At 61.8% G+C, this 23,832-nt stretch carries 16 protein-coding genes and 1 tRNA gene; 7 read left to right on the top strand and 10 right to left on the bottom strand.

The genetic code is table 11. The features are described 5' to 3' along the window. Nucleotides 1-45: 45 nt before the first annotated feature. Together Q8R10_RS07510 and Q8R10_RS07505 are read right to left on the bottom strand one after the other, a co-directional pair. Nucleotides 46-2,523: a Lon protease family protein gene (locus Q8R10_RS07510; RefSeq protein ID WP_305652498.1), complete on the bottom strand. Its 2,478-nt coding sequence runs from the start codon at nt 2,521-2,523 to the stop codon at nt 46-48. An 82-nt stretch (nt 2,524-2,605) separates the two neighbouring features. Continuing rightward, nucleotides 2,606-2,932 carry a TraR/DksA family transcriptional regulator gene (locus Q8R10_RS07505; protein WP_305652497.1) on the bottom strand — a complete coding sequence of 109 codons (327 nt, stop codon included), beginning with the start codon at nt 2,930-2,932 and terminating at the stop codon, nt 2,606-2,608. 200 nt (nt 2,933-3,132) lie between these two features. Between Q8R10_RS07505 and Q8R10_RS07500 the strand changes: the two genes are divergently transcribed. Together Q8R10_RS07500 and Q8R10_RS07495 are read left to right on the top strand one after the other, a co-directional pair. Continuing rightward, nucleotides 3,133-3,621, top strand: coding sequence for a DUF3015 domain-containing protein (locus tag Q8R10_RS07500; protein ID WP_305652495.1), 489 nt, complete (start codon nt 3,133-3,135; stop codon nt 3,619-3,621). A gap of 229 nt (nt 3,622-3,850) precedes the next feature. Continuing rightward, the gene (locus Q8R10_RS07495; RefSeq protein WP_305652493.1) at nt 3,851-5,797 is read left to right on the top strand and encodes a DUF4105 domain-containing protein; all 1,947 of its coding nucleotides are present in this window, start codon (nt 3,851-3,853) and stop codon (nt 5,795-5,797) included. Nucleotides 5,798-5,880: 83 nt separating this feature from the next. Here Q8R10_RS07495 and Q8R10_RS07490 read toward each other — a convergent pair. The 5 genes from Q8R10_RS07490 to ettA all read right to left on the bottom strand — a co-directional run bounded on the left by Q8R10_RS07490 (nt 5,881) and on the right by ettA (nt 9,217). Then, a tRNA-Thr gene (locus Q8R10_RS07490) sits at nt 5,881-5,956 on the bottom strand. A gap of 101 nt (nt 5,957-6,057) precedes the next feature. Continuing rightward, nucleotides 6,058-6,507: a DMT family transporter gene (locus tag Q8R10_RS07485; RefSeq protein WP_305652491.1), complete on the bottom strand. Its 450-nt coding sequence runs from the start codon at nt 6,505-6,507 to the stop codon at nt 6,058-6,060. Between the two features lie 146 nt (nt 6,508-6,653). Continuing rightward, nucleotides 6,654-6,980 (bottom strand): nucleotidyltransferase family protein, encoded by a 327-nt coding sequence (locus tag Q8R10_RS07480; RefSeq protein ID WP_305652489.1) that lies wholly within the window; start codon nt 6,978-6,980, stop codon nt 6,654-6,656. Further along, nucleotides 6,977-7,408 (bottom strand): nucleotidyltransferase substrate binding protein, encoded by a 432-nt coding sequence (locus Q8R10_RS07475; protein WP_305652487.1) that lies wholly within the window; start codon nt 7,406-7,408, stop codon nt 6,977-6,979. Before Q8R10_RS07475 ends, Q8R10_RS07480 begins: the two co-directional genes overlap by 4 nt. A 144-nt stretch (nt 7,409-7,552) precedes the next feature. Further along, nucleotides 7,553-9,217, bottom strand: a complete 1,665-nt coding sequence (gene ettA / locus Q8R10_RS07470) for an energy-dependent translational throttle protein EttA (RefSeq protein WP_305652485.1) — start codon at nt 9,215-9,217, stop codon at nt 7,553-7,555. Nucleotides 9,218-9,863: 646 nt separating this feature from the next. Between ettA and Q8R10_RS07465 the strand changes: the two genes are divergently transcribed. Then, on the top strand, nt 9,864-13,982 hold the full coding sequence (locus tag Q8R10_RS07465) for an EAL domain-containing protein (protein ID WP_305652616.1): 4,119 nt from the start codon (nt 9,864-9,866) through the stop codon (nt 13,980-13,982). Between the two features lie 317 nt (nt 13,983-14,299). Further along, nucleotides 14,300-15,556 (top strand): serine hydroxymethyltransferase, encoded by a 1,257-nt coding sequence (gene glyA, locus Q8R10_RS07460; RefSeq protein ID WP_305652484.1) that lies wholly within the window; start codon nt 14,300-14,302, stop codon nt 15,554-15,556. 393 nt (nt 15,557-15,949) lie between these two features. Here glyA and Q8R10_RS07455 read toward each other — a convergent pair whose 3' ends face one another. Then, the gene (locus tag Q8R10_RS07455; RefSeq protein WP_305652482.1) at nt 15,950-16,165 is read right to left on the bottom strand and encodes a YbdD/YjiX family protein; all 216 of its coding nucleotides are present in this window, start codon (nt 16,163-16,165) and stop codon (nt 15,950-15,952) included. Then, a complete protein-coding gene (locus Q8R10_RS07450) occupies nt 16,162-18,234 on the bottom strand; it encodes a carbon starvation CstA family protein (protein ID WP_305652480.1) in 2,073 nt (690 codons plus the stop codon). Before Q8R10_RS07450 ends, Q8R10_RS07455 begins: the two co-directional genes overlap by 4 nt. A gap of 167 nt (nt 18,235-18,401) precedes the next feature. On the opposite strand from Q8R10_RS07450, the gene Q8R10_RS07445 reads away from it, so the two are divergent. The 3 genes from Q8R10_RS07445 (at nt 18,402) to Q8R10_RS07435 (ending at nt 22,351) form a co-directional block, all read left to right on the top strand. Further along, on the top strand, nt 18,402-19,592 hold the full coding sequence (locus Q8R10_RS07445) for a DUF3142 domain-containing protein (protein ID WP_305652478.1): 1,191 nt from the start codon (nt 18,402-18,404) through the stop codon (nt 19,590-19,592). After that, complete coding sequence (locus tag Q8R10_RS07440) at nt 19,579-21,777, top strand: hypothetical protein (protein ID WP_305652476.1); 2,199 nt, start codon at nt 19,579-19,581, stop codon at nt 21,775-21,777. Before Q8R10_RS07445 ends, Q8R10_RS07440 begins: the two co-directional genes overlap by 14 nt. A gap of 202 nt (nt 21,778-21,979) precedes the next feature. Beyond that, nucleotides 21,980-22,351, top strand: a complete 372-nt coding sequence (locus tag Q8R10_RS07435; protein WP_305652475.1) for a PilZ domain-containing protein — start codon at nt 21,980-21,982, stop codon at nt 22,349-22,351. A gap of 68 nt (nt 22,352-22,419) precedes the next feature. Here Q8R10_RS07435 and radA read toward each other — a convergent pair whose 3' ends face one another. Further along, nucleotides 22,420-23,784, bottom strand: coding sequence for a DNA repair protein RadA (gene radA / locus Q8R10_RS07430; protein WP_305652474.1), 1,365 nt, complete (start codon nt 23,782-23,784; stop codon nt 22,420-22,422). Between the last annotated feature and the right edge of the window lie 48 nt (nt 23,785-23,832).

Here is a 23,832-nt window from a genome sequence, read left to right as displayed (position 1 = left end):
CGTTCAGTGACTGACCAACCACCCGAGCCTTGAACCGACTTGGAGTTAAGCGGTTGGGCCGGCCGCCGCCGGTTTCTTCACGGGCTTCTTGCGCGCAGGTTTGGCGGCCGGCTCGGCCGCTTTAGCCGCTGGCACGTCATCCTCTTCATCGTCCGGGCCCAACTCGGCAATCTCGCGCAGGCGCTCGACCACCCGCGCATTGACGCTGCCCTCGGCAAACGCACCCTTGGCATCCACCGCGCCGGCCGGCGCACCGACCAACAAGCCCAAGGCCTCATCGACCTGGCGCACCGCATAGACATGAAACTTGCCGGCGCGCACCGCCTGCAGCACCCGCTCATCAAGCATCAGGGTGGAGACATTGGAGTACGGGATGATCGCCCCCTGCTCGCCGGTCAAGCCACGGGCCTCGCACAGGCGGAAGAAACCTTCGATCTTCTCATTGACCCCGCCGACCGCCTGCACCTCACCAAACTGGTTGATCGAGCCGGTAATGGCGAAGCACTGCTTTAGCGGTGTGCGCGACAGGGCCGAGATCAGCGTACAGACCTCTCCGAGTGAAGCGCTGTCGCCATCGACATAACCGTAGGATTGCTCCAGGGCGATACTGGCGGAAATATCCAGCGGATACTCCTGGGCGTAGCGGCTGCCCAGGTAACCGGTGAGAATCATCACGCCCTTGGAGTGAATCGGCTGGCCGAGATTGACCTCGCGCTCGATATCGACAATTCCCGAGTTGCCCGGATAGACAGTGGCGGAAATCCGCGCTGGCACACCGAAGGCCGAGTCGCCCACCTCCAGCACGGTCAACCCGTTGCACTTACCGACCGCCGCGCCGCTGGTGTCGATCAGGATGATGCCGGCCAGCATGTCGTCCAAAATCCGCGCCGACACCCGCCCGGTGCGGTCGGCCTTGGCCTTCAGCGCCCGCTCGATATGACCGACATCGGTGTGCTCCTCATGGGCCAGCTGACGAATAAAGTCGGCCTCACTGACCAGCTGGAAAATATCGCCAATCAACGCCGACAACCGGCCCTGATGCTCGGCCAGCCGCGCGCTGTAGGTGGCCAAGCGCGCCACCGCCGCCGCGGTCAAAGGCGCCATGCCCTCCTCAGTGGTGCGGGTTTTCAGCAATTGGGCAAATTGTTCGAGGCTGTCTTCGAGCAGCGGAATGTCCTCGTCAAAATCGACCAGCACCCGGAACATCTCCTGAAAGTCCGGGTCCAGGTCCTGCAGGGTGTAATACAGCTCGCGCGAGCCGATGATCACCACCTTGACCTGCAGCGGTATCACCTGCGGATTGAGGGTGACTGTGGCGATACGGCCCAGCTCACCGAGCGGCGATTCCATCTTCAATTGCCGCGAATGCAGGGCGCGCTTGAGGGCATCCCAGACAAAGGGCTCACTCAGCAGCTTCTCTGCCTCCAGCACCAAGAAACCGCCATTGGCGCGGTGCAAGGCGCCCGGCCGCAGCTGCCGGTAGCTGGTGTAGAGCGCGCCTTGATCGGTGTTGTACTCGATGCGGCCAAACAGATTGTCGTAAGTCGGGTGCGACTCAAACACCACCGGCGCACCGCCATGCTGATGATGGCCGACCACCAAACTGGGAGCGTATTGCTCCTCCAGCAGTTTGCGGGTTTGTGCGGCGGCCCGGTCGACATCGACCAATTGCTCGACCACGGTCTTGAGCAAATTAACCTGCAGCGCTTGCAGGTAAGCGCAGACCCCAGCGTTCTCCGCATAGCGCATCGACAGCGGCGCCAGCAAGGGTTGCAAGGCCAGGCTGATGGTTTCCTCATCGAGCTGACGCAACTGATTGCTCGACTCGCGCTTCCACTGTTGCAGGCTGGCCAGCTCCTCATTGAGGCGCTCCTCCAGGGCGGCAATATCGACATGAAAACGCTCGCGCTCGGCCTCTGGCAGCTGAGCGAACTCGGCTTCATCCAGGGCTTTGTTGTCCTTCATCGGGGTGAAGGCGATATTGCTGTTGTCGCGGTACAGCGCCACGTCCTTCTCCAGCGCCAAGCGCTCGACCACATCCAGGGCACGGTCATAGCGTTGATTGAAGATGCGGTCGATGGCGCTTTTTTTCTGCTGATAAGACGGCAGCTCGAACACCGCCGGAAAGCTGGTCAGCAGGTTGTCGATCAGCTGGCTAATGTCGGCGATAAAGGCACTGGCGCTGCCAGCCGGCAACTCCAGGGCACGCGGCTCGCGGGGCTCATCGAAGTGATTGACGTAGAGCCGATCCGCCGGGGTGGCCAAGCGCTTGGCCTCGGCCTTGAGGTAACGCTGCACAAAGGAAAAACGCCCGGTACCCGGCTCGCCCATCACATAGACGTTGTAACCGGGGCGCGGCATGGCCACGCCAAACTGCATGGCCTCCACCGCGCGCTCCTGGCCAAGCACGCCGCGAAACGACTCCAACTCATCGGTGGTGGTGAAATTGAACTGCGCAGGCGCAAAGGGGCGGGTCAAAGCATCAGGTGGCACACGCAGGGCAGCAGCAATCGAATCGGCCATGGGTAATCCTTAAAGATGGGGAAGTGGAGAGTGGGGAGCCGGAAGTCGCGCCCACTTTCCACTATCCACTTCCCATTCTCCACTAGCGTTCCGGAAAATCGGCGCAGGCCAGACAAAACTCGGCAGCCGGCATGGCCTGCAAACGCGCCGGAGCAATCGGCTGGCCACAGCGCAGGCATTGCCCATAGCTGCCCTCGGCTAAACGCACCAGGGCGTGGGCCACTTGCCGCTGAGCCGCGCCGGCCTCGGTTAGCAGCGCTTCGAGCACTTCATCGTTCTGCCGCTGCTGCGCCTGCTCGGCAAAATCGGGGGAATGGGCGCGCGCCAAGTCGCGCCGAATCGCCTCGGCGCGGGCGGCATACTCGGCGGCCAAAGTAGCCAGGCGGCTATGGGGATCGAAGCTGGTCATGCAGCACACTCCAGAGATGGGTCTATGGTTAGTGTGGCTGCTGATCGACAACTTGCACTGATCTAAATCATGCGCCGCTGCCGACTCAGCCACAGCTACAACAGCCTGGCCTTGACAGGCCGCCGACAAGTCGAAAAGCTGCAACCCGGCGTTGCACCTTTTTGACGCCACTTACCAAGGACTGCATTGAGAGTAAAACTATGAAAAAACTCCTGCTAGGTACGCTACTCACCGCTCTTTCCGTTAACGCCTTCGCCGAAGCACCCGGCGGCCCAAGCTGTGGCTGGGGCAATATGTTGTTCAAAGGCGATAAAGGCATGGGCTCACACTTCCTCGCCTCGACTACCAACGGCACCTCGGGCAACGCCACCTTTGGCATGACCTCCGGCACCAACGGCTGCTCGACCAAAGGCATGCTGACTTACGGCGGCAAGTCGATGCTGGCGCTGAACGGCATGATGGACGAACTGTCCGAAGACATGGCCAAAGGCGACGGCGAAGCCCTGACCACCTACGCCGTGGTATTGGGTGTACAGCCGCAAGATCGCGCCCACTTCGCCGCGGTAACCCACGCACATTTCAGTGAAATCTTCAGCAGCGCCAGCGTTACTGCTGAGCAAGTGCAAGCGGCTACCTTGGCCGTGATGCAAAACGATGCACGCCTGGCTCAGTACAGCCACGAAGCATAAGCGTACGGCGCTAGCACTTAGCGCCGCGAGCTTGCATCTTCTCGCCCAGACAGACCGTTGAAAAATGTAGCGAGCGACGGCTAGGCAAGGCGAAATCAGCCGAAAAAGCGCAGTGTACGAGCTGTACATGAGCATTTTGAGGCTGAGTTCAACGCCGCATAGCCGAGCGCAGTAGTTTTTCGACGGTCTGTTAAGGGGCGGGTTTATTCACCTCATTAGTTGCCCCCGCATGTTCAAACGCCTGATTCCTCTGTTGGCGCTGTACGTCTGCGCGTCTGCGCTGGCCCAACCGCAGCTAAGCGATGCCCGCCTGCAGCAGCTCGCCAACGACGCTTACTGGTTATCCCTGGGCCACTATGAAACCGGCAAACTCAGCGGTTGGCGCAGCCATGTCGACGATCCAAAATTCTTTCTGGCCGCCGCTGGCCCGAACCAGCCGGCTGCCGAACTGAGCGCCACCCTGGCCGCGCTGTACGCCCCAGCCAACCTTGGCGACCGGCACGCCCAATGCGTATTCCCGGCCCGCACCCGTTGGCTGCGCGCCCAGCTGCAACTGCAAGACTTGCCGCAGCCAGCCTGTGGGGAATTTGCCACCTGGTACCAGGACATCGCCCCGCACAGCGCGGTGCTGATTTACCCGGCGGCCTACCTCAACAGCCCGTCGTCGATGTTTGGCCACACCTTGCTGCGCATCGATCAAGCCGACAGCGACAGCAACAACACCGCCTTACTGAGTTATGCACTGAACTTTGGCGCCTTTATCGAGGGCTCCGACAACAGCATGCTGTATGCCTGGAAAGGCCTGATGGGCGGCTACCCCGGCCTGTTTGCGCTGGTGCCCTACCGGGAGAAGCTGGCCGAATACACCCGCCTGGAAAACCGCGACCTGTGGGAGTACCGGCTGAATCTGACCCCCGAAGAAACCGGACGGATGATCGAGCATGTCTGGGAGCTGAAGCAGATCCGCTTCGACTACTTCTTCTTCGATGAAAACTGCTCATACCGCCTGCTGGAACTGCTGCAAGTGGCGCGCCCCGGCTTGCAACTGACCGAAGACTTCCAACTCACCGCCATCCCCACCGATACCGTTAAAGCCGTTAATAACGTCGGCATGCAATTGACCGGGCCGCTTCAGCTGACCGGCACCCAATCAGCCACCACCGACACCGTCAAGGCCGTCAACGACGCCGGGCTGGTCGAGCGAATCGACTACCGCCCCTCCCGCGAGCGCGAGCTGCAGAGCCGCGCCAAGCCCCTGAGCGTCGTCGAGCAAGAGCAGCTGTTGCAACTGGCCGCTGGGAGCGAGCAACTCGATCAGGCCGCCTTTAAAGCCCTGCCCCGCGAGCGCCAAGCGCTGGTGCAGGACGGCGCCTTTCGTCTGCTGCGCTATCAGGCCAATGGCCAAGAACGCGACGGCGCCACCGCCCAGCGCAGCTTTGAGCTACTGCAAGCCATCAGCCGCAACCCGCCACCTCCGCTGCAGATCGAACGGCCTGGCCGCCCGGAAGACGGCCACGATTCGCGCACCTGGCAACTGGGCGCCGGCAGCCGGGGTGACCGCGCCTTCGGCGAATACGGCCTGCGCATGGCCTATCACGACCTGGAGGACAACCTGTATGGCTTCCCGCTCGGTGCGCAGATCGAAATCCTTAATCTTAAGCTGCGCCAATACCAGGGCAACGACTGGCAACTGCAGCAACTCGACCTCGCCAGCATCCGCTCGCTGACCCCTCGCAACCAGTTGCTGCAACCGCTCTCGTGGCAAGTGCGCGGCGGTTTTGAGCGGGTGCCAGGCACAAGCGACCAAGATGGCGAGGAAACCCTGGTCAGCCATATCAGTGGCGGCGCCGGCGGTACTTGGCAACTGAGCGATGAGCTGCTGGCCTTCAGCCTGGGCACCGGCCGCCTCGAGCACAATAACGACTTCGCCCCGGCCGTGGCCCCGGCGCTGGGTTTTGATACCGGCCTGCTGTGGCGCAACCCGCTCGGCAACCTGCGCCTGGAGGCCGCCGGCGACTACTTCGCCAACGGCGAAATCCGCCGGCGCCTGAGCCTCAATCAACAATGGGAAGTCAGCCAAAACCTCGGTCTACGCCTAAGCGCCGAACGCCAGTTCAGCCACCTGAGCGCGCCGGAAAACGAAGTGATGCTGGAGTTGAAGTGGTATCAGTATTGAGTGGGGAGTGGGGAGTTAGTCCGGTGTTAGCCCGCCCAACAAACAAAAAAGGCCCGCATCGCTGCGGGCCTTTTGGTTTTGACTGGTGCCGGAGATAGGAATCGAACCTACGACCTTCGCGTTACGAGTGCGCTGCTCTACCGACTGAGCTACACCGGCACATCTGCGAGATAGTTTTAACAAGTGCCACAGGCCTTAGGCAAGCTGAAAACCGCGCCCATCGGCAAAACACCGCCCAAACAGACAATCGAGTACCGCACTCAGCCGCGGCGAATCAACCAGATGCCCGCCACTATCAACAGCAAACCAGCAACCTTGCCCACGCTGACTGGCGCCTCACGAAAACCGGCCCAGCCGAAGTGATCCAGCGCCAGCGCCATGCCCAGCTGCCCGGCCAACACCAGGCTCATAAACAGCAAAGCGCCAATTCTCGGCCCGGCGAAGGCGGCGGTGGTGATAAAGAACGCCCCCAACAGGCCGCCACTCCAATGCCACCAGGTCAGGCCTTTCAGGGCATTCAGGCTAGGCGCCTCGCGCTGGGCAAGCACCAGCAACAACAAGGCCAGCGAGCCGACCAAAAAAGAAATCAGCGCCGCCGCCAGCACGCTGGAGACCTGCTTGGCCAACTGACCATTGATCCCTGCCTGCAACGGCAAAAACGCCCCGGCGATAAAGGGTAAACACAACAGCCACCAGACGGGTGCGGGCATGACGATCTCCGTAAACAATTAAGGTGCGTTCTAGGCTGGGCCTACCGACCGCACTGGCTGCGCAACGCCAATCTGGCCGGCAACGCTCATGTTCGAAACTTTCTTGATGTGCTCAGAGGTGTGCACGCGATTAAGCTTGGTGCGGTTTATTTCGGGGCTTGACGCACATAAAAAGGTACCCCCACCCGTGCGATGTGCTCCAGCAGCGCGGGATTTTCGATGTGTTCAAGCACGGATAAATCGACCATCCACGGCAGCAGTAAATCGTCGATCTGGTTCTCGATGGCTAACAACTGCGCAAGCGACAACGCATCCGCCTCGACGGTCAAATCGATGTCCGAGCCCGGACGGTAAGTGCCCTTGGCGCGCGAGCCATAGAGCAGCACCCGGCTGATGGCCGGCCAGCCAGCGAACACCGCGCACAACTGCGCAATCGCCGCTGCGGGCAGACCAAACACAAGTTCAGCGCTCATAGCGCATCCGGGTCAGCATCCGCCAACGCCTGCATGTATTGCTGAAATTCCACGAACAGCGCCTGGTACTGCGCACTGATGCTGCCGGCAATCGCATTGGCCACCGACTCGTTATAGGTGTGCGCCGTTTGCTTGCGACTTTTGATCATCTCCATCCAGCCCTCGCCGTCGGCGATCAAGCCCTGCTTGAAGGCGGTGCGGATGGCATCCCGCGAGCCGCTGATAGCCGGGTTACCTTGATAAAGGAAATAGTCCTTCATCAGGTTCCAGGCCAGCTCGAAGACGAACTCGAAAGTCTGGATCAAGCCCTGCTTTTCCAGCTCGCTAAGCGCTCGTGTCTGCGCAAGCTCTACGGCACGGGTCAGCTGCGCGAGCGCCCGATTGTAGTTGGCCAGCCGTTGCTGCCAGCGGATGTCTTGATCGCTCAATGCAAACCTCACTTAAGACTGATGGATCTCGCGCCCAATTTAACCTGTGCGCTGCGCTCAAGCACAGCCTACGAACTGACGGCTATCCGCACCATAAAATCAAACGGAGCCCGAGGGCTCCGTTTGATCTTGCGCAGGCGCGTGTTACGCCAGTTTTTTGTGCCGTACCCGGTGTGGCTGGGAGGCGGCATCGCCGAGGCGTTTTTTGCGGTCGGCTTCGTACTCGGTGTAGTTGCCTTCGAAGAACACCGCTTGCGAATCATCTTCATAGGCGAGGATGTGGGTCGCCACGCGGTCGAGGAACCAACGATCGTGAGAGATCACAATGGCGGCGCCGGGGAAGTCCAGCAGCGCTTCTTCCAGGGAACGCAGGGTTTCCACGTCGAGGTCGTTGGACGGTTCGTCCAGCAGCAGCACGTTGGCGCCCTCTTTCAGGGTCAGCGCCAGGTGCAAGCGGCCACGCTCACCACCGGAGAGGTCCTTGACGAATTTTTGCTGGTCGCCGCCCTTGAAGTTGAAACGGCCCACGTAGGTGCGCGAGGGAATTTCGTAGTTGCCGATGCGAATCTGGTCGGAGCCGTCGGATACCATTTCCCACACGGTCTTCTTGCCGTCGAGGTCTTCGCGGCTCTGATCGACGCAGGCCAGCTGCACGGTTTCGCCGACTTCGATGCTGCCCGAATCCGGAGTTTCCTTGCCCATCAGCATGCGGAACAGGGTCGATTTACCCGCACCGTTACCGCCGATCACGCCGACGATGGCGCCCTTGGGCATGCTGAACGACAGGTTGTCGATCAGCATGCGGTCGCCGTAACCCTTGCAGACGTTTTTGAATTCGATGACCTTGTCGCCCAAGCGCGGGCCAGCCGGGATATAGATCTCGTTGGTTTCGCTGCGTTTCTGGAACTCTTGCGACTGCATCTCTTCGAAGCGCTGCAGGCGGGCCTTGGATTTCGACTGGCGGGCCTTGGCGCCTTGGCGCACCCACTCCAGCTCGTCCTTCATGGCTTTTTCGTGGGCCGACTGCTGCTTGGACTCTTGGGCCAAACGCGCCGATTTGGCTTCTAGCCAACCGGAATAGTTACCCTCGTAAGGAATGCCGGCGCCGCGGTCGAGTTCCAGAATCCAACCGGCAACGTTGTCGAGGAAGTAACGGTCGTGGGTGATGGCCACCACTGTGCCGGGGAAGTCGTGCAGGAAGTGCTCCAGCCAGGCCACCGAGTCGGCGTCCAAGTGGTTGGTTGGCTCGTCCAGCAGCAGCATGTCGGGGGCCGACAGCAGCAGGCGGCACAAGGCTACCCGGCGTTTTTCACCACCGGAGAGCACGCCGATCTTGGCCTCCCAGGCTGGCAGACGCAGGGCATCGGCGGCCACTTCCAGCTGACGGTCGAGGTTGTGGCCATCGCCCGCTTGCAGAATCGCTTCCAGCTTGCCTTGCTCGGCGGCCAGCGCATCAAAGTCGGCATCCGGTTCGGCGTAGGCGGCGTACACCTGATCGAGGCGCGCCTGGGCGTTCTTGATCACGCTGACGGCTTCTTCGACCACTTCACGGACGGTTTTTTCCGGGTCGAGCTGCGGCTCTTGCGGCAGGTAACCGATGTTGAGGTCGGGCATCGGCCGCGCCTCACCGTTGAACTCGGTGTCGACCCCGGCCATGATTTTCAGCAGGGTCGACTTACCCGAGCCGTTGAGGCCGAGCACGCCGATTTTGGCGCCGGGGAAGAACGACAAAGAGATGTTTTTCAGGATTTCCCGCTTCGGCGGCACAACTTTGCCCAGCCGATGCATGGTGTAGACGTATTGAGCCATGGATAAATACTTGCCCGTGACGAGAGAAATAGGAACGCGCCAAACCCTATAAGCCGGTGCGCGCAGCTGCCAAAATTACCGCAATGCTCTGTCTAGGGCAAACCGCCGGAGGTGGGTCATGCCTTTGCAGGGCAAACCGCCGCAGGTGAGTCATGCCATTTGCAGGGCAAACCGCCGAAGGCGGGTCATGCCATTTGCAAAGCAAACCACCGAAGGCGGTTCATGCCAGTGACAGGGCAAACCACCGTAGGTGGGTCATGCCATTTGCAAAGCAAACCACCGCAGGCGGGTCATGCCTTTTGCGGGGCAAACCGCCGCAGGCGGATTAGGCTTTTTCTGAACAAACTGTCGGCGGCTGGGCATACCATCGACATAGGCAAATCTTGGGCAGCGCCCACGTCGTTACTGACCAACGCGCAACAACAGCACTAGTTGGCACTCAGCCACACATCAAGGCATGCTTGGCAGCGCCGCGTTAAGCCGACTATGGTCATTTGTACGCCACCGGCCCATTTCGCCGTTATCGCAGGATCACCGCTCAGTGTTCAAACCCGCTACCCCTCAAATCTCCCGACTCACCGGCGACTGGCACGCTGAGCCGGCGCGCGGTAAATTTAAAAGCCTGTTGCTGGCCTTACTGTTATTGATGCTGGCGCTGATGTTCTGGCAGCTGCGGGCGGAATATCAGCAGCAGCTTGAGCATCAAAAACAACGCAGCTATGCCTACGGCGCGCAAATCACCAGTCAATTGGCGCTGGAGCTGGAGCTAAAGGCTCAAGGCGCGCTTGAGCTACTGCGCCAGCATGCCCTGCGTCCGGCCCCCGGCGAGCAGAGCACGGCCTTGCTGGCGCAATTGCGCGAGGTCTACCCGAACTTATTGAGCCTGGTGTGGCTCAATCGCCAAGGTGGAGTCATGGCTGACAGCGCCACCGACAGCAAGGATGCCGAGCACCTGACCCTGCTGGTCAGCAAGAGCGCCGAGCAGCCGTATTTTCTTAGCCATGGCCCTCAGGCCGACGGCCCGCTGTATTTATTGCTGCGCCAACCCTGGGAAGTGCGCCCCGGCGGCTTTTGGGTGGCGCGCATAGCGCCTGCGAGCCTGCAACATTTTATCCATGAGCATCAGCGCTCCGATCAACTCTGGCAGCTCGAAGAGGCCGACAATCAACGGCTGCTGGCGCGCAACCCGGCCCAGGCCGATGACGCCAGCGTGGCTGCCGCCGAAAGCATTCACCTGCGGCCCCTGCCGCGCAGTGACTGGCAAGTACGCAGCCTGTTTGAAGCCGACAAAGTCCGCGCGCAAATACTGCCAAGCCTGCTGGGCAAATTTTTGCTGTTTGTTTTTTGTGCCCTGCTGACGCTCTTCAGCCTGTATATGTTGCAGCGCGAACTGCGCCGTTTACGCGACCTCAACAACGCCTCGCAGCAACAGCTGAGGCAAGCCGCCACCGCCCTGCAGGCGATTGAAGAGCGGGTGATTCTGACCGACCACAGCGGCCTGATCAGCTACCTCAACCCGCAAGCCGAGCAACTGCTTGAACAAACCGCCAAACAAGCCCGCGGCCGTCATCTCTACGAACTACTGCCCGGTATCGACCCGTTCCTACGGCATGTTGCAGCCTTCGGCGATGCGCCGGCAGAGCATGTGCTTGAACTGCACAGTCAAGGCCAACCGCGCCTGTTCAGCGTCACCCGCAGCGAGCTGAACGGGCCGCACAACACCCGAGGTTTTGTCTGGGTGATGCGCGATGTCACCACCGAACAGCAAGCACGGCGCAGTCTGGAACTGACCCAACGGCGTTATCAGGATATTTTTGAAGGCACCGGCACCGGCCTTTGCGTGCTTGACCTCGCCGACCTGCATGCTTACCTGCTCGCCCTCGGCCTGCGCGACCTCGAAGACCTACAGCAGTGGCTCGAGACTCATCCACGCAACCACGACGCCTTGTTGCAACGGCTGCGCATCAGTGAAATCAACCAGGTCACCCAGCGGCTGCTCGGCGTTAGCGATACCCAAGAAGCCTGGCAACTGTTGGTGGGTAACAAACCGCTCAGCGAGCATGGCGTGCGCCGGCAAATTATCAGTTGCCTGCTCACCGGCCAGCGCCAACTGGAAGCTGAAAGCCGTATCACCACCGCCCAAGGCCATGTGCGCCACCTCTGGGTGCTGATGCAGCTGCCGGAGCTGATCGAGGACTACCACGCCGTCACCCTCAGCATTAACGACATCACCAGCCGCAAGCGCATCGAGCTGTCCTTGCTGGAGCGCGAGAACTTTTGGTCGGACGTGGTCAACGCCCTGCCCGACACCCTCTATGTGCACGACATTCCCGGCAAGCGGGTGATGTTCAGCAACAATCACCTCGGCCCGCAACTGGGCTACAGCAAGGAGGAACTGCGTCAGCTGGGCAGCAAGCTCTGGGAAAAAATCCTCCATCCCGATGACGAAGAACTCTACGGCCGCATGCGCAACCTGCAACAGGTGATCGGCGACGGCGTGCTGCTGGAGTGCCAATTACGCTGGCGCCATCGCGATGGCAGCTGGCACTGGTTCGAGATTCGTGAGCAAGCCCTGAGCCGCGACGCCAATGGCTGGGTCAGCCGGCTGATCGGCATCGCCAAAGATGTCACCGCGCAAATCGAGGCCAGTGAAACCCTGCGCGAAAGCGAGCGGCGTTATCGCTTGCTGGCGGAAAGCACCAGCGACGTGATTTTCTCCACCGACCCACAGCTAAACCTCAACTACGTCAGCCCCTCGGTCGACAGCGTGCTGGGTTACGACAGCGACTGGGTGATGGCCAATACCTTCTTTGCCGCCGCCGCCAGCCGCAGCCAGATGAATGGCATCTACAGCCTGCTCAAACGGCTGCGTCAGGCGCTGGGCGAGCCGCGCCTGATGGCCGAGTTGCGCGGCGAGTTGCCGCCCCAACGCTTCTTGTTCGACGCCTTGCGCGCCGACGGGCGCAAGATCCCGATGGAGCTGTACCTGTCGCTGATGTGGGATGAAAACGGTCATTTCGAAGGCCTGCTCGGCGTCGGTCGCGACATCAGCGAGCAGCGCCAGGCGACCAAAGAGCTGCGCATGGCGGCTACAGTGTTCGAGCACTCCACCGCCGCCATCCTGGTCTCCGACCCGGCCGGCTACATCGTCCAGGTCAATGAAGCCTTCAGCCAGATCAGCGGCTACAGCGCCGCCGAGGTGCTCGACCAACTGCCCAACCGCCTGACCAGCGAGCCGACCAACAGCGAGCGGTTCATCTTTATCCGCGAGCAACTGCAACATCAGCACAGCTGGGAAGGCGAGGTGCGGCTCAAACGCAAAGACGGCGATGATTATCCGGCCTGGGTCGGCATCACCGCGGTGATGGATGATGAAGGCGACCTGGTCAGCTATGTGGCGTTTTTCAGCGACATCAGCGAGCGCAAAGCCAGCGAACAACGGATTCACCGCCTGGCCTATTACGACGGCCTGACCCTGCTGTCCAACCGCACCCTGTTCCAGGACCGGCTCTACAACGCCCTGCTGCATGCCGAGCGCAATCAGCAGTGGGTGGTGCTGATGTTCCTCGACCTCGACCGCTTCAAGCCGATCAACGACTCCCTCGGGCATGCCGCCGGCGATCGCATGCTCAAAGAGGTGGCGCAGCGCCTGCTCGGCTGCGTCAGCGAAGACAACACCGTGGCGCGCATGGGCGGCGACGAGTTCACCTTGCTGCTGCAAGCGCGCAGCAGCCGCGAAGGCGCGTTGAACCAAGCCATTCATGTGGCCGAACAGATTCTCACCAGCCTCGCCCAGCCCTTCACACTGGAGGGTCGCGAGTTTTTCATCAGCGCCAGTATTGGTATCGCCCTCAGCCCGCAAGACGGCCAAGAGCTGAGCCAGCTGATGAAAAACGCCGACACCGCCATGTACCACGCCAAAGAGCGCGGCAAGAACAACTTCAAGTTCTACCAGGCCGAGATGAACGCCACCGCCCTGCAGCGTCTGGAGCTGGAAAGCGACCTGCGCCACGCCCTGGAGCAAGGCCAGTTCTGCCTGTACTACCAGCCGCAATTCAGTGGTGATGGCAAGCGCCTGACCGGTGCCGAAGCCCTGCTGCGCTGGCAACACCCGCAACGCGGGCTGGTGGCTCCGGGCGAATTTATTGCGGTGCTGGAAGAACTCGGCCTAGTGGTCGAGGTCGGCGACTGGGTGCTGGCCGAGGCCTGCCGGCAGTTCGTGGTTTGGCAGCGGGCGGAAATGCGCCTGCCGAAAATCTCGGTCAACCTCTCGGCCCGGCAATTTAGCGCCGGCCAACTCGACCAACGGATCGCCCAAACCATTCGCGACAGCGGCATTGCCCCGGCGGCGCTGGAGCTGGAAATGACCGAAAGCATTCTGATGGAAGACATTGAGCAGGCGCTGCAAACCCTCAGCCGCCTCAAACGCCTGGGCGTCGGCATTGCCATTGATGACTTCGGCACCGGCTATTCGTCGCTGAACTACCTCAAGCAGTTCCCCATCGATGTACTGAAGATCGACCGCAGCTTCGTCGACGGCCTGCCCGACGGCGAACAAGATGCGCAGATCGCCAGCGCCATCATCGCCATGGCCCACAGCCTGAAACTGGCGGTGATTGCCGAAGGGGTAGAAACCCAGGCGCAGCTGGACTTTTTGCGTGATCACGGCTGCGACGAAATCCAGGGTTACCTGCTCGGCAAACCGATGCCCCCCGAGCAATTTGCCGCGCAATTTAGCGGCGCCGCGCTGTTTATGTTGAGCTGAGCGCAAGACCTCGATTACCAAGGCAAAACGTAGGACAGATGTAGGGTGTACTCGCCGCAGGCAGTACGCCACCGGCACACCGGAGATGACGCCTGTGCTGGCGGACTGTTCGCTGCGCTCCTGAGTCCACCCTACGTGAGTCGGCCCTACGAGTTGGGAGACCGAACACTGGCCAGCGCAAAACCGCACCCGGCCAACAGCTGAGATGAATTCCGCTCGTCCAGCGCATGACTGCGGCGCATATGCCCGGCGCGGCCTTTTGGGTTAGAATCTGCGCCCAATTTAAACCTCTCAACTGATTTTCTCAGGGGATTGCCATGTTCAGCCGTGATTTGACGCTCGCCAACTACGACGCCGACCTGTTTGCCGCCATGGAGCAAGAAGCTCAGCGCCAGGAAGAGCACATTGAGCTGATCGCCTCAGAAAACTACTGCAGCCCAGCGGTGATGGAAGCCCAAGGCTCGGTGCTGACCAACAAGTACGCCGAAGGCTATCCAGGCAAGCGTTACTACGGCGGTTGCGAATACGTCGACATCGTCGAGCAGCTGGCCATCGACCGCGCCAAGCAACTGTTCGGCGCCGATTACGCCAACGTCCAGCCGCACTCCGGCAGCCAAGCCAACAGCGCAGTCTACATGGCGCTGCTGAATCCGGGCGACACCGTGCTGGGCATGAGCCTGGCCCACGGCGGTCACCTGACCCACGGCGCCAGCGTCAGCTTCTCCGGCAAGATCTACAACGCCGTGCAGTACGGTATCGACAACGTTACCGGGCTGATCGACTACGACGAAGTCGAGCGCCTGGCCGTTGAGCACCAGCCAAAAATGATCATCGCCGGTTTCTCGGCTTACTCGCAGGTGCTGGACTTCCCGCGCTTCCGCGCCATAGCCGACAAAGTAGGCGCCTACCTGTTCGTCGACATGGCCCACGTGGCCGGCCTGGTTGCCGCCGGTGTGTACCCGAACCCGGTGCCGTTTGCCGACGTGGTCACCACCACCACCCACAAGACCCTGCGCGGCCCACGCGGCGGCCTGATTCTGGCCCGCGCCAACGAAGCGCTGGAGAAGAAGTTCAACTCGGCAGTCTTCCCCGGCGGCCAAGGTGGCCCGCTGGAGCACGTGATCGCGGCCAAAGCGGTGTGCTTCAAAGAAGCCCTGCAGCCAGAGTTCAAGACCTACCAGCAGCAAGTGATCAAGAACGCCCAGGCCATGGCCAGCGTGTTTATCGAGAACGGCTATGACGTGGTGTCTGGCGGTACCGAGAACCACCTGTTCCTGCTCAGCCTGATCAAGCAAGACATCACCGGCAAAGACGCCGACGCCGCCCTGGGTCGCGCCTTTATCACCGTCAACAAGAACTCGGTACCCAACGATCCGCGTTCGCCGTTTGTCACTTCCGGTCTGCGTATCGGCACCCCAGCAGTGACCACCCGTGGTTTCCAGGAAGCCGAGTGCCGCGCACTGGCTGGCTGGATCTGCGAGATCCTGGCCAACATGGGCGACGAAAGCGTGATTGATCGCGTTCGCGAGCAAGTCAAAGCGGTCTGCGCCAAGTTCCCGGTTTACGGCAACTAAGCTCAAACCCCGCGCACAAAAAACCCGGCCTGGCCGGGTTTTTTGTTTATGGCTCTGTATTCGTTATGCGCTGGAGAGCGATTTTGTAGGGTGGGTTAGTGGCGCAGAGCAGGGTCAGGGCATCAACTGCGGAATATGCGCGCCACGTAACCCTCCATGGCGCTCGACCGGCAAACCGCATGGTGGGTTACGCGGCGCCCGGCTTGCGCGGCGATGCAAACAACCACCGTCCGCGCAATCCCCATGGATGGGGTGAATGCCGCAAGCCCGCCGGGAGCGGGCGCGGTCCAACCCACCTTACGAATTACCGCGCTCCAGGCATCGCCTAACCGACCCACACACCTCAACACATAACGGGTACAGAGCCTTTTAATTGCCCCTCTACTGGTCTTCTTAGCAGCAGCGTGGCTTGCTACCACCGTAGCGCGCCTCTTGGCGCTCGCGAAAGAACTCCGGATAGCTCATCAGCGGCTGCTCCGGGTGTTTGCTCTGCATATGTGCGACGTACGTGTCGTAGTCCGGCATGCCGACCATCAACCGCGCCGCCTGACCGAGGCTTTTGCCGACGCCGCGCAGGCGGATAAACAGCGGCGCCCCTGGCAGGCTCATTGTGCGGCCTCGGCAATCGACACGAAGGGGGTTTCCTGGTCGCTGCGCGCAGGCTTGGCCCAGGCGGCGATCCCGACCTTCAGCGAATAAAACAGGATGCTGTAAACCACCAGCAGAAACAGCACACTCAAGGTGGCGTTGGTGTAGGCATTGAAAATCACGCTGTGCATCTGGCCGATGTCCTTGGCCGGTGCCAGCACCAGCCCGGCATCCAGGGCCGTGCGGTATTTATCCGCCAGGGCCAAGAAGCCCAGCGCCGGATCGGCCGCAAACAACTTGATCAAACTGGCGTAGGTGGTGCAAATCAGCAGCCACACGGCCGGCAGTATGCTGACCAGAATATAGCGCTGGCGCTTCATCTTGATCAGCACCACGGTCACCAGCATCAAGGCGATCCCGGCGAGCATCTGGTTGGAGATGCCAAACAGCGGCCACAAGGTATTGATCCCGCCGAGCGGATCTATCACCCCTTGATAGAGCAGATAGCCCCACAGCGTCACGCAGCCGCCGGTGGCAATCAGGTTGGCGGTCCACGACTCGGTGCGCTTGAGCGCCGGAATAAAACTGCCGAGCAGATCCTGCAGCATAAAGCGCCCGGCACGGGTGCCGGCGTCGACGGCGGTGAGGATAAACAGCGCCTCAAACAAAATCGCGAAGTGGTACCAGAACGCCATGCTATTGGCCCCCGGCAACACCGTATGGAGAATCTGCGCGATGCCCACCGCCAATGTTGGTGCGCCACCGGCACGGGCCAGGATGGTGGTTTCGCCGATATCCCGGGCGACCGCTTCCAGCGCATCAGGCGTAATGGCAAAACCCCAACTGCTGACCGTCGCGGCCACGCTCACCACATCGCCACCGACCAAGGCGGCCGGGCTGTTCATGGCGAAATACACCCCAGGCTCAATCACCGAGGCGGCCACCAAGGCCATGATCGCCACGAACGACTCCATCAACATGCCGCCGTAGCCGATATAGCGGGCATTCATTTCGTTATCCAACAATTTTGGGGTGGTGCCAGAGGCGATCAACGCATGGAAACCCGAGACCGCGCCGCAGGCGATGGTGATAAACAAGAAGGGAAACAGCGCGCCCTTCCAGACCGGGCCACTGCCATCAATAAACTGGGTCAAGGGCGGCATTTTCAAATCTGGCGCGGTAAACAAAATGCCGATGGCCAAGGCGACTATGGTGCCGATTTTCAGGAAGGTCGACAGGTAATCGCGCGGCGCCAACAGTAGCCAAACTGGCAAGACCGCAGCGACAAAACCGTAGCCCACCAGCATCCAGGTGATCTCCACCCCGGTGAAGGTGAATGCCTGAGACCAGCTAGGATCGGCCGCCACCTGACCGCCAAACCAGATGGAGGCCAGCAACAAGGCAATCCCGATCACGGAAATTTCGCCAATCCGACCGGGGCGGATATAGCGCATATAAATGCCCATAAACATCGCCAGCGGAATGGTCGCCATCACCGTAAACATGCCCCAAGGGCTGTTCGCCAGCGCCTTGACCACGATCAGGGCGAGCACGGCGAGGATGATGATCATGATCAGAAAACACCCGAACAGGGCGATGGCGCCCGGCACCGGGCCCATTTCCTCGCGCACCATATCGCCCAGGGAGCGCCCGTTACGGCGGGTGGAAATAAACAGCACCATAAAGTCCTGCACGGCACCGGCCAGCACCACCCCGGCGATCAGCCACAGGGTGCCCGGCAGATAGCCCATCTGCGCCGCCAGTACCGGGCCGACCAGGGGGCCGGCGCCGGCGATGGCGGCAAAGTGATGGCCGAAAAGAATGTGTTTGTTGGTCGGCACATAGTCCAGACCATCGTTGTTACGCACCGCCGGCGTCGCCCGCAGCGGGTCGAGTTGCATCACCCGCGTGGCCAGAAACAGGCTGTAGTAACGGTAAGCCACCAGATACAGGGCCACTGCGGCCACCACTATCCACAAGGCATTAATCGCCTCGCCACGGCGTAACGCCACCACCCCAAGGGCGCAGGCGCCGACCACGGCCAACACTGCCCAGGGCAGGTGGCGCAGCAGATTATTATTGTTCGACATGAATTCCCCCTAACGGATTTAGCCCAGCTGCGAACAGGCTGCTGGCCGAGGCTATCGGCTCAGCTTGCCAGTCTTAGACCAAGCGTCGCGGCAAAACCGCCAGTCACAAGCGCTACACTGCGCACAGTTTTTCACCTGGAGTGGTCATGTTTGTATGCGCGCTTGCCATGCGCTGTCGTTACACGCTCGGCCTGCTGCTGTTATTGAGCCTGAGCGGCTGCGAGCCGGCGCCGCCGAAGGTATTCGACCAGCAACTGTATATCTGGCAACGCCAATGGCGGCCCGCCCATGCCGAGGCGTTGGCGCAGACTCGGGCGCAGTTTTCCACCTTGCGGGTCTTGGCGCTGCAAGCGCAGCCGAAAGAGGGCTGGACTCGTGCGCGGATTGACCCGGCCATGCTCAAGGCCGATGGCCGACCGATCATCGCCGTGGTGCGCCTCGACGGGCAGCTGCCGCAACTGGACAGCGCCGCCATCCACGGGAAAATCCAGCAATTGCTGAGTGATTGGCAGGCGGCAGGCTTAAGTGTGGTGGGTCTGGAGATCGATCACGACTGCGCCAGCGCGCGACTGCCGGCCTATGCCGAGTTACTGACAACGCTGCGCCAAGCATTACCGCCCCAACTCAAGCTCAGCATCACCGCCCTGCCCGCCTGGCTGGAAAGCCCGCAACTGGAAAGCCTGCTGACCCGCGTCGACAGCTCGGTGCTGCAAGTGCATGCCGTGAGCCGGCCGACGCAGGGGCTGTTCGCGCCGCAAAGCGCCCTGCGCTGGGCCCACGCCTATGCCGCGCGCAGCCCCAAACCCTTCTACCTGGCCCTGCCGGCCTATGGCGTGGGACTGATCGAAAGCACAGCTGGCGCGCCGCTGGTGGAGAGCGAGGCAGCTTTGAATACCCGCGCGCCACGGCGCGAGTTGCAGGCCGATCCCGAGCAGGTCGCCAGCCTGATTCAGGTCTTACAAACAGACCCGCCCGAAAATCTGGCCGGGCTGATCTGGTTTCGCCTGCCGCTGGCCGGTGACCGCCGCGCTTGGCCACTGCGCACCCTGCAAGCCGTCGCCAGTGGCCAGCCGCTGAGCGCCGACTTGAGGCTGGCCATCAACCGCACGGGGGCACTGAGCGAGCTGGTGCTGCACAACCACGGCAACCTCAGCGGCGCACTGCCGGCGCGGATTGAACTCAGCACACAACACTGTGACAGCGCTGACGCCCTTGGCGGCTATCGCTTGCAACGCAGCGCCAACCGCTTAGTCTGGCTGCGCCAAAGCCCCGGCCAATTGGCCGCCGGCCAACAGTTGGCCCTCGGCTGGGCGCGCTGCCAAATCATCGAACAAGGAGAAGTTGGTGTTAAACCCTGATTGGCAGCGTCCGCTGCTCGGCCTGAGCCTATGTTTAGCGTTATTGCCCGCCCAAGCCTGCGGGCCAGAGTTCCCCCTGCGCTTATTGAACGACCGCGCGCAGACCTTAAGCGAATTGCCCGAGAGCAATTTTGCCTTCGAACTGAGCCGCATCGCGCCCGCCAACTCGGCCACGCCGCCGATGCCGAAAGTCGACGGCGGCTATTGGGCCGATGGCTTTCACGACAACCTAGAAGTGCGCGAGCACACCGAACAAAGCCAATTGCCGGCGGCGCAAGCGCAACTGATCGCCCAGTTACGGCAACTAACCGATGCCCGCCAAGCCTATCAACAAGGCGCCACGCTGCCGGCCGAGCTGCGCCTGTATAGCGCAGGCGCCGTGGCCTTTGCCCAAGGCGATGACGCGCTGGCCGCCGAATACTTTCAGCGCCTGCTGGCCCTGCCCGCCGCCGAGCGGCCGCTGCGCAGCACCTGGGCCGCTTACTCGCTGGCGCGCGTGCACAGCTACGCCAGCTTCCCGGCACAAAGCGACTATGCCGAGCCCCCTGTCGAGGCCGCGCCATTAGCGCCCGAGGCCGCAACCGCCGCACGGACCAACTTGCAACTGGTACGCGAGCTGGCGGCCGCCGGCTTCGACGATCCGCTCGGTTTGAGCCTGGCCAGCCTCGGCGAACAGGCCCGAATAGATAAGCGCCAGGGCCACTGGGCCAGTGCCATCGAGCTGTATGCCAGCCAGCTGCAACAGGGTTCGATGAGCGGCTACAGCTCGCTAAAAATGCTCGCCGGTGAGTTGGCACGGATGCCCGAACCGCAACTGCTGGGCCTGCTGCACGAGCTGCCCGTGCAGCAATTGCTCACCGCTTATTTAATCAGCCATGCCGGCTGGTCCTATGGCGAGCAACCGGTGGACGAGCAGCGCCTGGCGCTACTGCTGCAGCGCAGTGACATTGCCAACCTGGCCAATGCCGACCGCCTCGCCGCGCTGAGTTATCAAAGCGGCCATTACGACAGCGCCGCCAACTTTCTTAAGCAGGCCGGCGACAGCGGCCTGGCCTGGTGGTTGCGGGCCAAGCTGGCGCTGCGGGCCGGCGACCAGGTTGCGGCCAGCGCCGCCTATGCCAAGGCCGCCCAAGCCTTCCCTAAAGAAGAAGACTGGGGCTCGCGGCGCAATGCCGACGGCGACCATGAGCAACTCAAACCGCAGTGTCGGGTCGAGGGCGAAAGTGCGCTGTTGGCGCTTAATAGTGGCGACTATCTCGAGGCCTTTACCCAGCTGTATCGCAGCGGCGAGATCTACTGGCTCGACAGCGCCGTGGTGGCCGAACGGGTACTGAGCCTGGATGAGCTAAAGGCCTATGTAGACGCCGAAGTGGTCGCGCCGCCAGCGGTCACCCAAGAAGAACTCGACAATTACCAGCCGCGCCCGGTGGCCGCGCGTCTGCGCGAACTGCTCGGCCGGCGCCTGCTGCGCGCCGAGCGCTACAACGAGGCACCGGCCTACTTCGACAGCCCGGCCCTGCAACAAGCCGCCCGCGATTACGGCGCCGTGCGCACCGCCGGTGCCGACAGCTGGTTTGCCAGCGACCAGGCGCAAGCCTTGTATGCCGCCGCCGTGCTGGCGCGCCGGCAAGGTATGCAACTGCTCGGCTATGAGATGTCACCGGACTTTGCCTTCACCGATGGCGGTTACTCCCTCGATAACAACTACTACGAGCCCTTCGGCCCGCCGCCGGCCGCCAACTGGCCGAGCGATGCCGAAGCGCGCCGGCAAACCGCCAGCCAGGCGCGACCCAATCAGCGTTTTCACTACCGCTACGTGGCTGCCGACCTGGCCAGCCAAGCCGCCGAACGGTTGCCAGCGCGCAGCCAGGCCTTCGCGGCCAGCCTGTGCAACGCCAGCAGCTGGTTGATCGACAGCGACTACGCCAGCGCGCGCAGTTACTACCGGCGCTACACCGAAAAAGGCGCCTTAGTGCCATGGGCGACACATTTTGCCCGCAACTGCCCCGAGCCTGACTTTGCCGGTGCCCGTGAACACCTTTGGCAGTACCGCGCCAACGCCGCACGCGAGGCGCTCAGCGACTACCGCTGGCCACTGCTGGCGACATTGTTAACGCTGAGCGCGACAGTCGCAGGCGTGCTGTACCGGCGCCGGCAGTTAAAGCAAAAGCTATCTCAGCGTTAGTGGTTGCTCGATCCGGTTGCTCTTTGTAGGAGAGGCTTCAGCCGCGACCCGCACCCACAGCGCTTGCTGACACACCGCAAGGCATCGCGGCTAAAGCCCCTCCCACGAGGTTTGCGGCGCTCAACAGTTCACGTAATCAAAGCTAAAACCCTTCGCCGCCCAGCCTTAGCTATAGTGGTTAACACCACAGAGGAGTCCGTTCATGAGTGATATCGCCAACAACCGCCGGCGCTTTCAGCGCATCGCCTTCGACGCCGCCACCGAGCTGGTGCAGGGCGAACAGCGCTGGGACGTCGAACTGCATGACCTGTCGCTCAAAGGCTTGCTGATCAAAGCCCCGGCAAACTGGCACGGCGACCCAGAGCGACCGTTCTTCGCCAGCATCACCCTGGCCCCGGACACCCTGGTGCAAATGGAAGTGCTACAGGCGCGCAACAACAACGGCCTGCTCGGCTTTGTCTGCGAGCATATCGACCTGGACTCCATCAGCCATCTGCGGCGCCTGGTCGAGCTCAACCTGGGCGACGGCAGCCTGCTGGAGCGCGAACTGGCGGCGCTCGGCGAAGAGGAGTAATGGCCTGCATGTAGGGTGGAAAACTGCGCAGCATTTTCCAGCGCAGAGTCCGCCCCCGTGCAATCGCCTTACTCGAACAAGGCATCCAGCGCCTGCTCCAGGCGCGTCACGGCAATCACCGTCAGCCCCGGCGGCGACTCTTTCGGGGCATTGCCCTTGGGCACTATGGCGCGCTTGAAGCCGTGCTTGGCCGCCTCTTTCAAACGCTCCTGACCGCTCGGCACCGGGCGAATCTCACCGGACAAACCGACCTCGCCAAACACCAGCAAGTCATGGGGCAGCGGTTTATTGCGCAGGCTCGACATCACCGCCGCCAGCAAGGCCAAATCCGAGGCCGTTTCCAGCACCTTGACCCCACCGACCACGTTAAGAAACACATCCTGGTCGTAGGTGGGAATGGTGCCGTGGCGATGCAGCACCGCCAGCAGCATGGCCAGGCGGTTCTGATCCAGGCCGACAGTTACGCGGCGGGGGTTGGCCATATGGCTGGTGTCGACCAAGGCCTGCACCTCCACCAGCATCGGCCGGGTGCCCTCCCAAGTGGCCATCACCACACTGCCGGGGACTTCCTCCTGGGCGCGGGTGAGGAAGATCGCCGAGGGGTTGGAGACCTCCTTTAAACCCTTATCGGTCATGCCGAACACGCCCAACTCGTTGATCGCGCCGAAGCGGTTTTTCACCGCCCGCAGCAGGCGCAAGCGGCCATCGGACTCACCCTCGAAATACAGCACGGTATCGACCATATGCTCGAGCACCCGCGGACCAGCCAGCGCGCCTTCCTTGGTGACGTGGCCAACCAGGAAGATCGCCGTGCCGCTCTGCTTGGCGTAACGCACCAGCAGCGCCGCGCTCTCGCGCACCTGGGAGACGCCACCGGGGGCCGATTGCAGCTGCTCGGTGAAAATGGTCTGGATCGAGTCGATCACCATCACCTTGGGCTTTTCGCGCTTGGCGGTTTCGATGATCAGCTCGATGCAGGTTTCGGTCATCACCTTTAACTGATCCTGCGGCAAGTCCAGGCGGCGGGCGCGCATGGCCACCTGCTGCTGCGACTCCTCGCCGGTAACGTACAACGCCGGCATCCGCGCGGCGATGTTGCACAGGGTTTGCAGCAGGATGGTCGACTTACCAATGCCCGGATCACCGCCAATCAACACCACCGAGCCATCGACCAAACCGCCGCCAAGCACCCGATCCAACTCGGCCGAGCCGGTGGAAAAACGCGGTACCTCAGAAATACTCACCTCGGCCAGGGTTTTGATATTGGCCTGCTCGCCGGCCCAACTGGCGCGGGTGCTCGGCGCGCCCGTATGGGCCTCGATCATGGTTTCGGTCAGGGTGTTCCAGGTGCCGCACTCGCCACACTGCCCGGCCCACTTGGGGAAGGTCGCGCCACATTCGGTGCAGCCATACATGCGCTTGGCCTTGGCCATGAAAACTCCGGGTCGAAAGACAGGCGCCGATAATAGCCGCTGGCTTGA

Source organism: Pseudomonas sp., from assembly GCF_030698175.1.
Classification (GTDB): domain Bacteria; phylum Pseudomonadota; class Gammaproteobacteria; order Pseudomonadales; family Pseudomonadaceae; genus Aquipseudomonas.
This window is presented reverse-complemented; position numbering and strand designations above follow the sequence as displayed.

What these genes read in the sequence shown, in the direction of transcription:
- Q8R10_RS07510 (WP_305652498.1), bottom strand. Translation starts at nt 2,523, where the DNA reads ATGGCCGATTCGATTGCTGCTGCCCTGCGTGTGCCACCTGATGCTTTG.
- Q8R10_RS07505 (WP_305652497.1), bottom strand. Translation starts at nt 2,932, where the DNA reads ATGACCAGCTTCGATCCCCATAGCCGCCTGGCTACTTTGGCCGCCGAG.
- Q8R10_RS07500 (WP_305652495.1), top strand. Translation starts at nt 3,133, where the DNA reads ATGAAAAAACTCCTGCTAGGTACGCTACTCACCGCTCTTTCCGTTAAC.
- Q8R10_RS07495 (WP_305652493.1), top strand. Translation starts at nt 3,851, where the DNA reads ATGTTCAAACGCCTGATTCCTCTGTTGGCGCTGTACGTCTGCGCGTCT.
- Q8R10_RS07485 (WP_305652491.1), bottom strand. Translation starts at nt 6,507, where the DNA reads ATGCCCGCACCCGTCTGGTGGCTGTTGTGTTTACCCTTTATCGCCGGG.
- Q8R10_RS07480 (WP_305652489.1), bottom strand. Translation starts at nt 6,980, where the DNA reads ATGAGCGCTGAACTTGTGTTTGGTCTGCCCGCAGCGGCGATTGCGCAG.
- ettA (WP_305652485.1), bottom strand. Translation starts at nt 9,217, where the DNA reads ATGGCTCAATACGTCTACACCATGCATCGGCTGGGCAAAGTTGTGCCG.
- Q8R10_RS07465 (WP_305652616.1), top strand. Translation starts at nt 9,864, where the DNA reads ATGCTGGCGCTGATGTTCTGGCAGCTGCGGGCGGAATATCAGCAGCAG.
- glyA (WP_305652484.1), top strand. Translation starts at nt 14,300, where the DNA reads ATGTTCAGCCGTGATTTGACGCTCGCCAACTACGACGCCGACCTGTTT.
- Q8R10_RS07455 (WP_305652482.1), bottom strand. Translation starts at nt 16,165, where the DNA reads ATGAGCCTGCCAGGGGCGCCGCTGTTTATCCGCCTGCGCGGCGTCGGC.
- Q8R10_RS07450 (WP_305652480.1), bottom strand. Translation starts at nt 18,234, where the DNA reads ATGTCGAACAATAATAATCTGCTGCGCCACCTGCCCTGGGCAGTGTTG.
- Q8R10_RS07445 (WP_305652478.1), top strand. Translation starts at nt 18,402, where the DNA reads ATGCGCTGTCGTTACACGCTCGGCCTGCTGCTGTTATTGAGCCTGAGC.
- Q8R10_RS07435 (WP_305652475.1), top strand. Translation starts at nt 21,980, where the DNA reads ATGAGTGATATCGCCAACAACCGCCGGCGCTTTCAGCGCATCGCCTTC.
- radA (WP_305652474.1), bottom strand. Translation starts at nt 23,784, where the DNA reads ATGGCCAAGGCCAAGCGCATGTATGGCTGCACCGAATGTGGCGCGACC.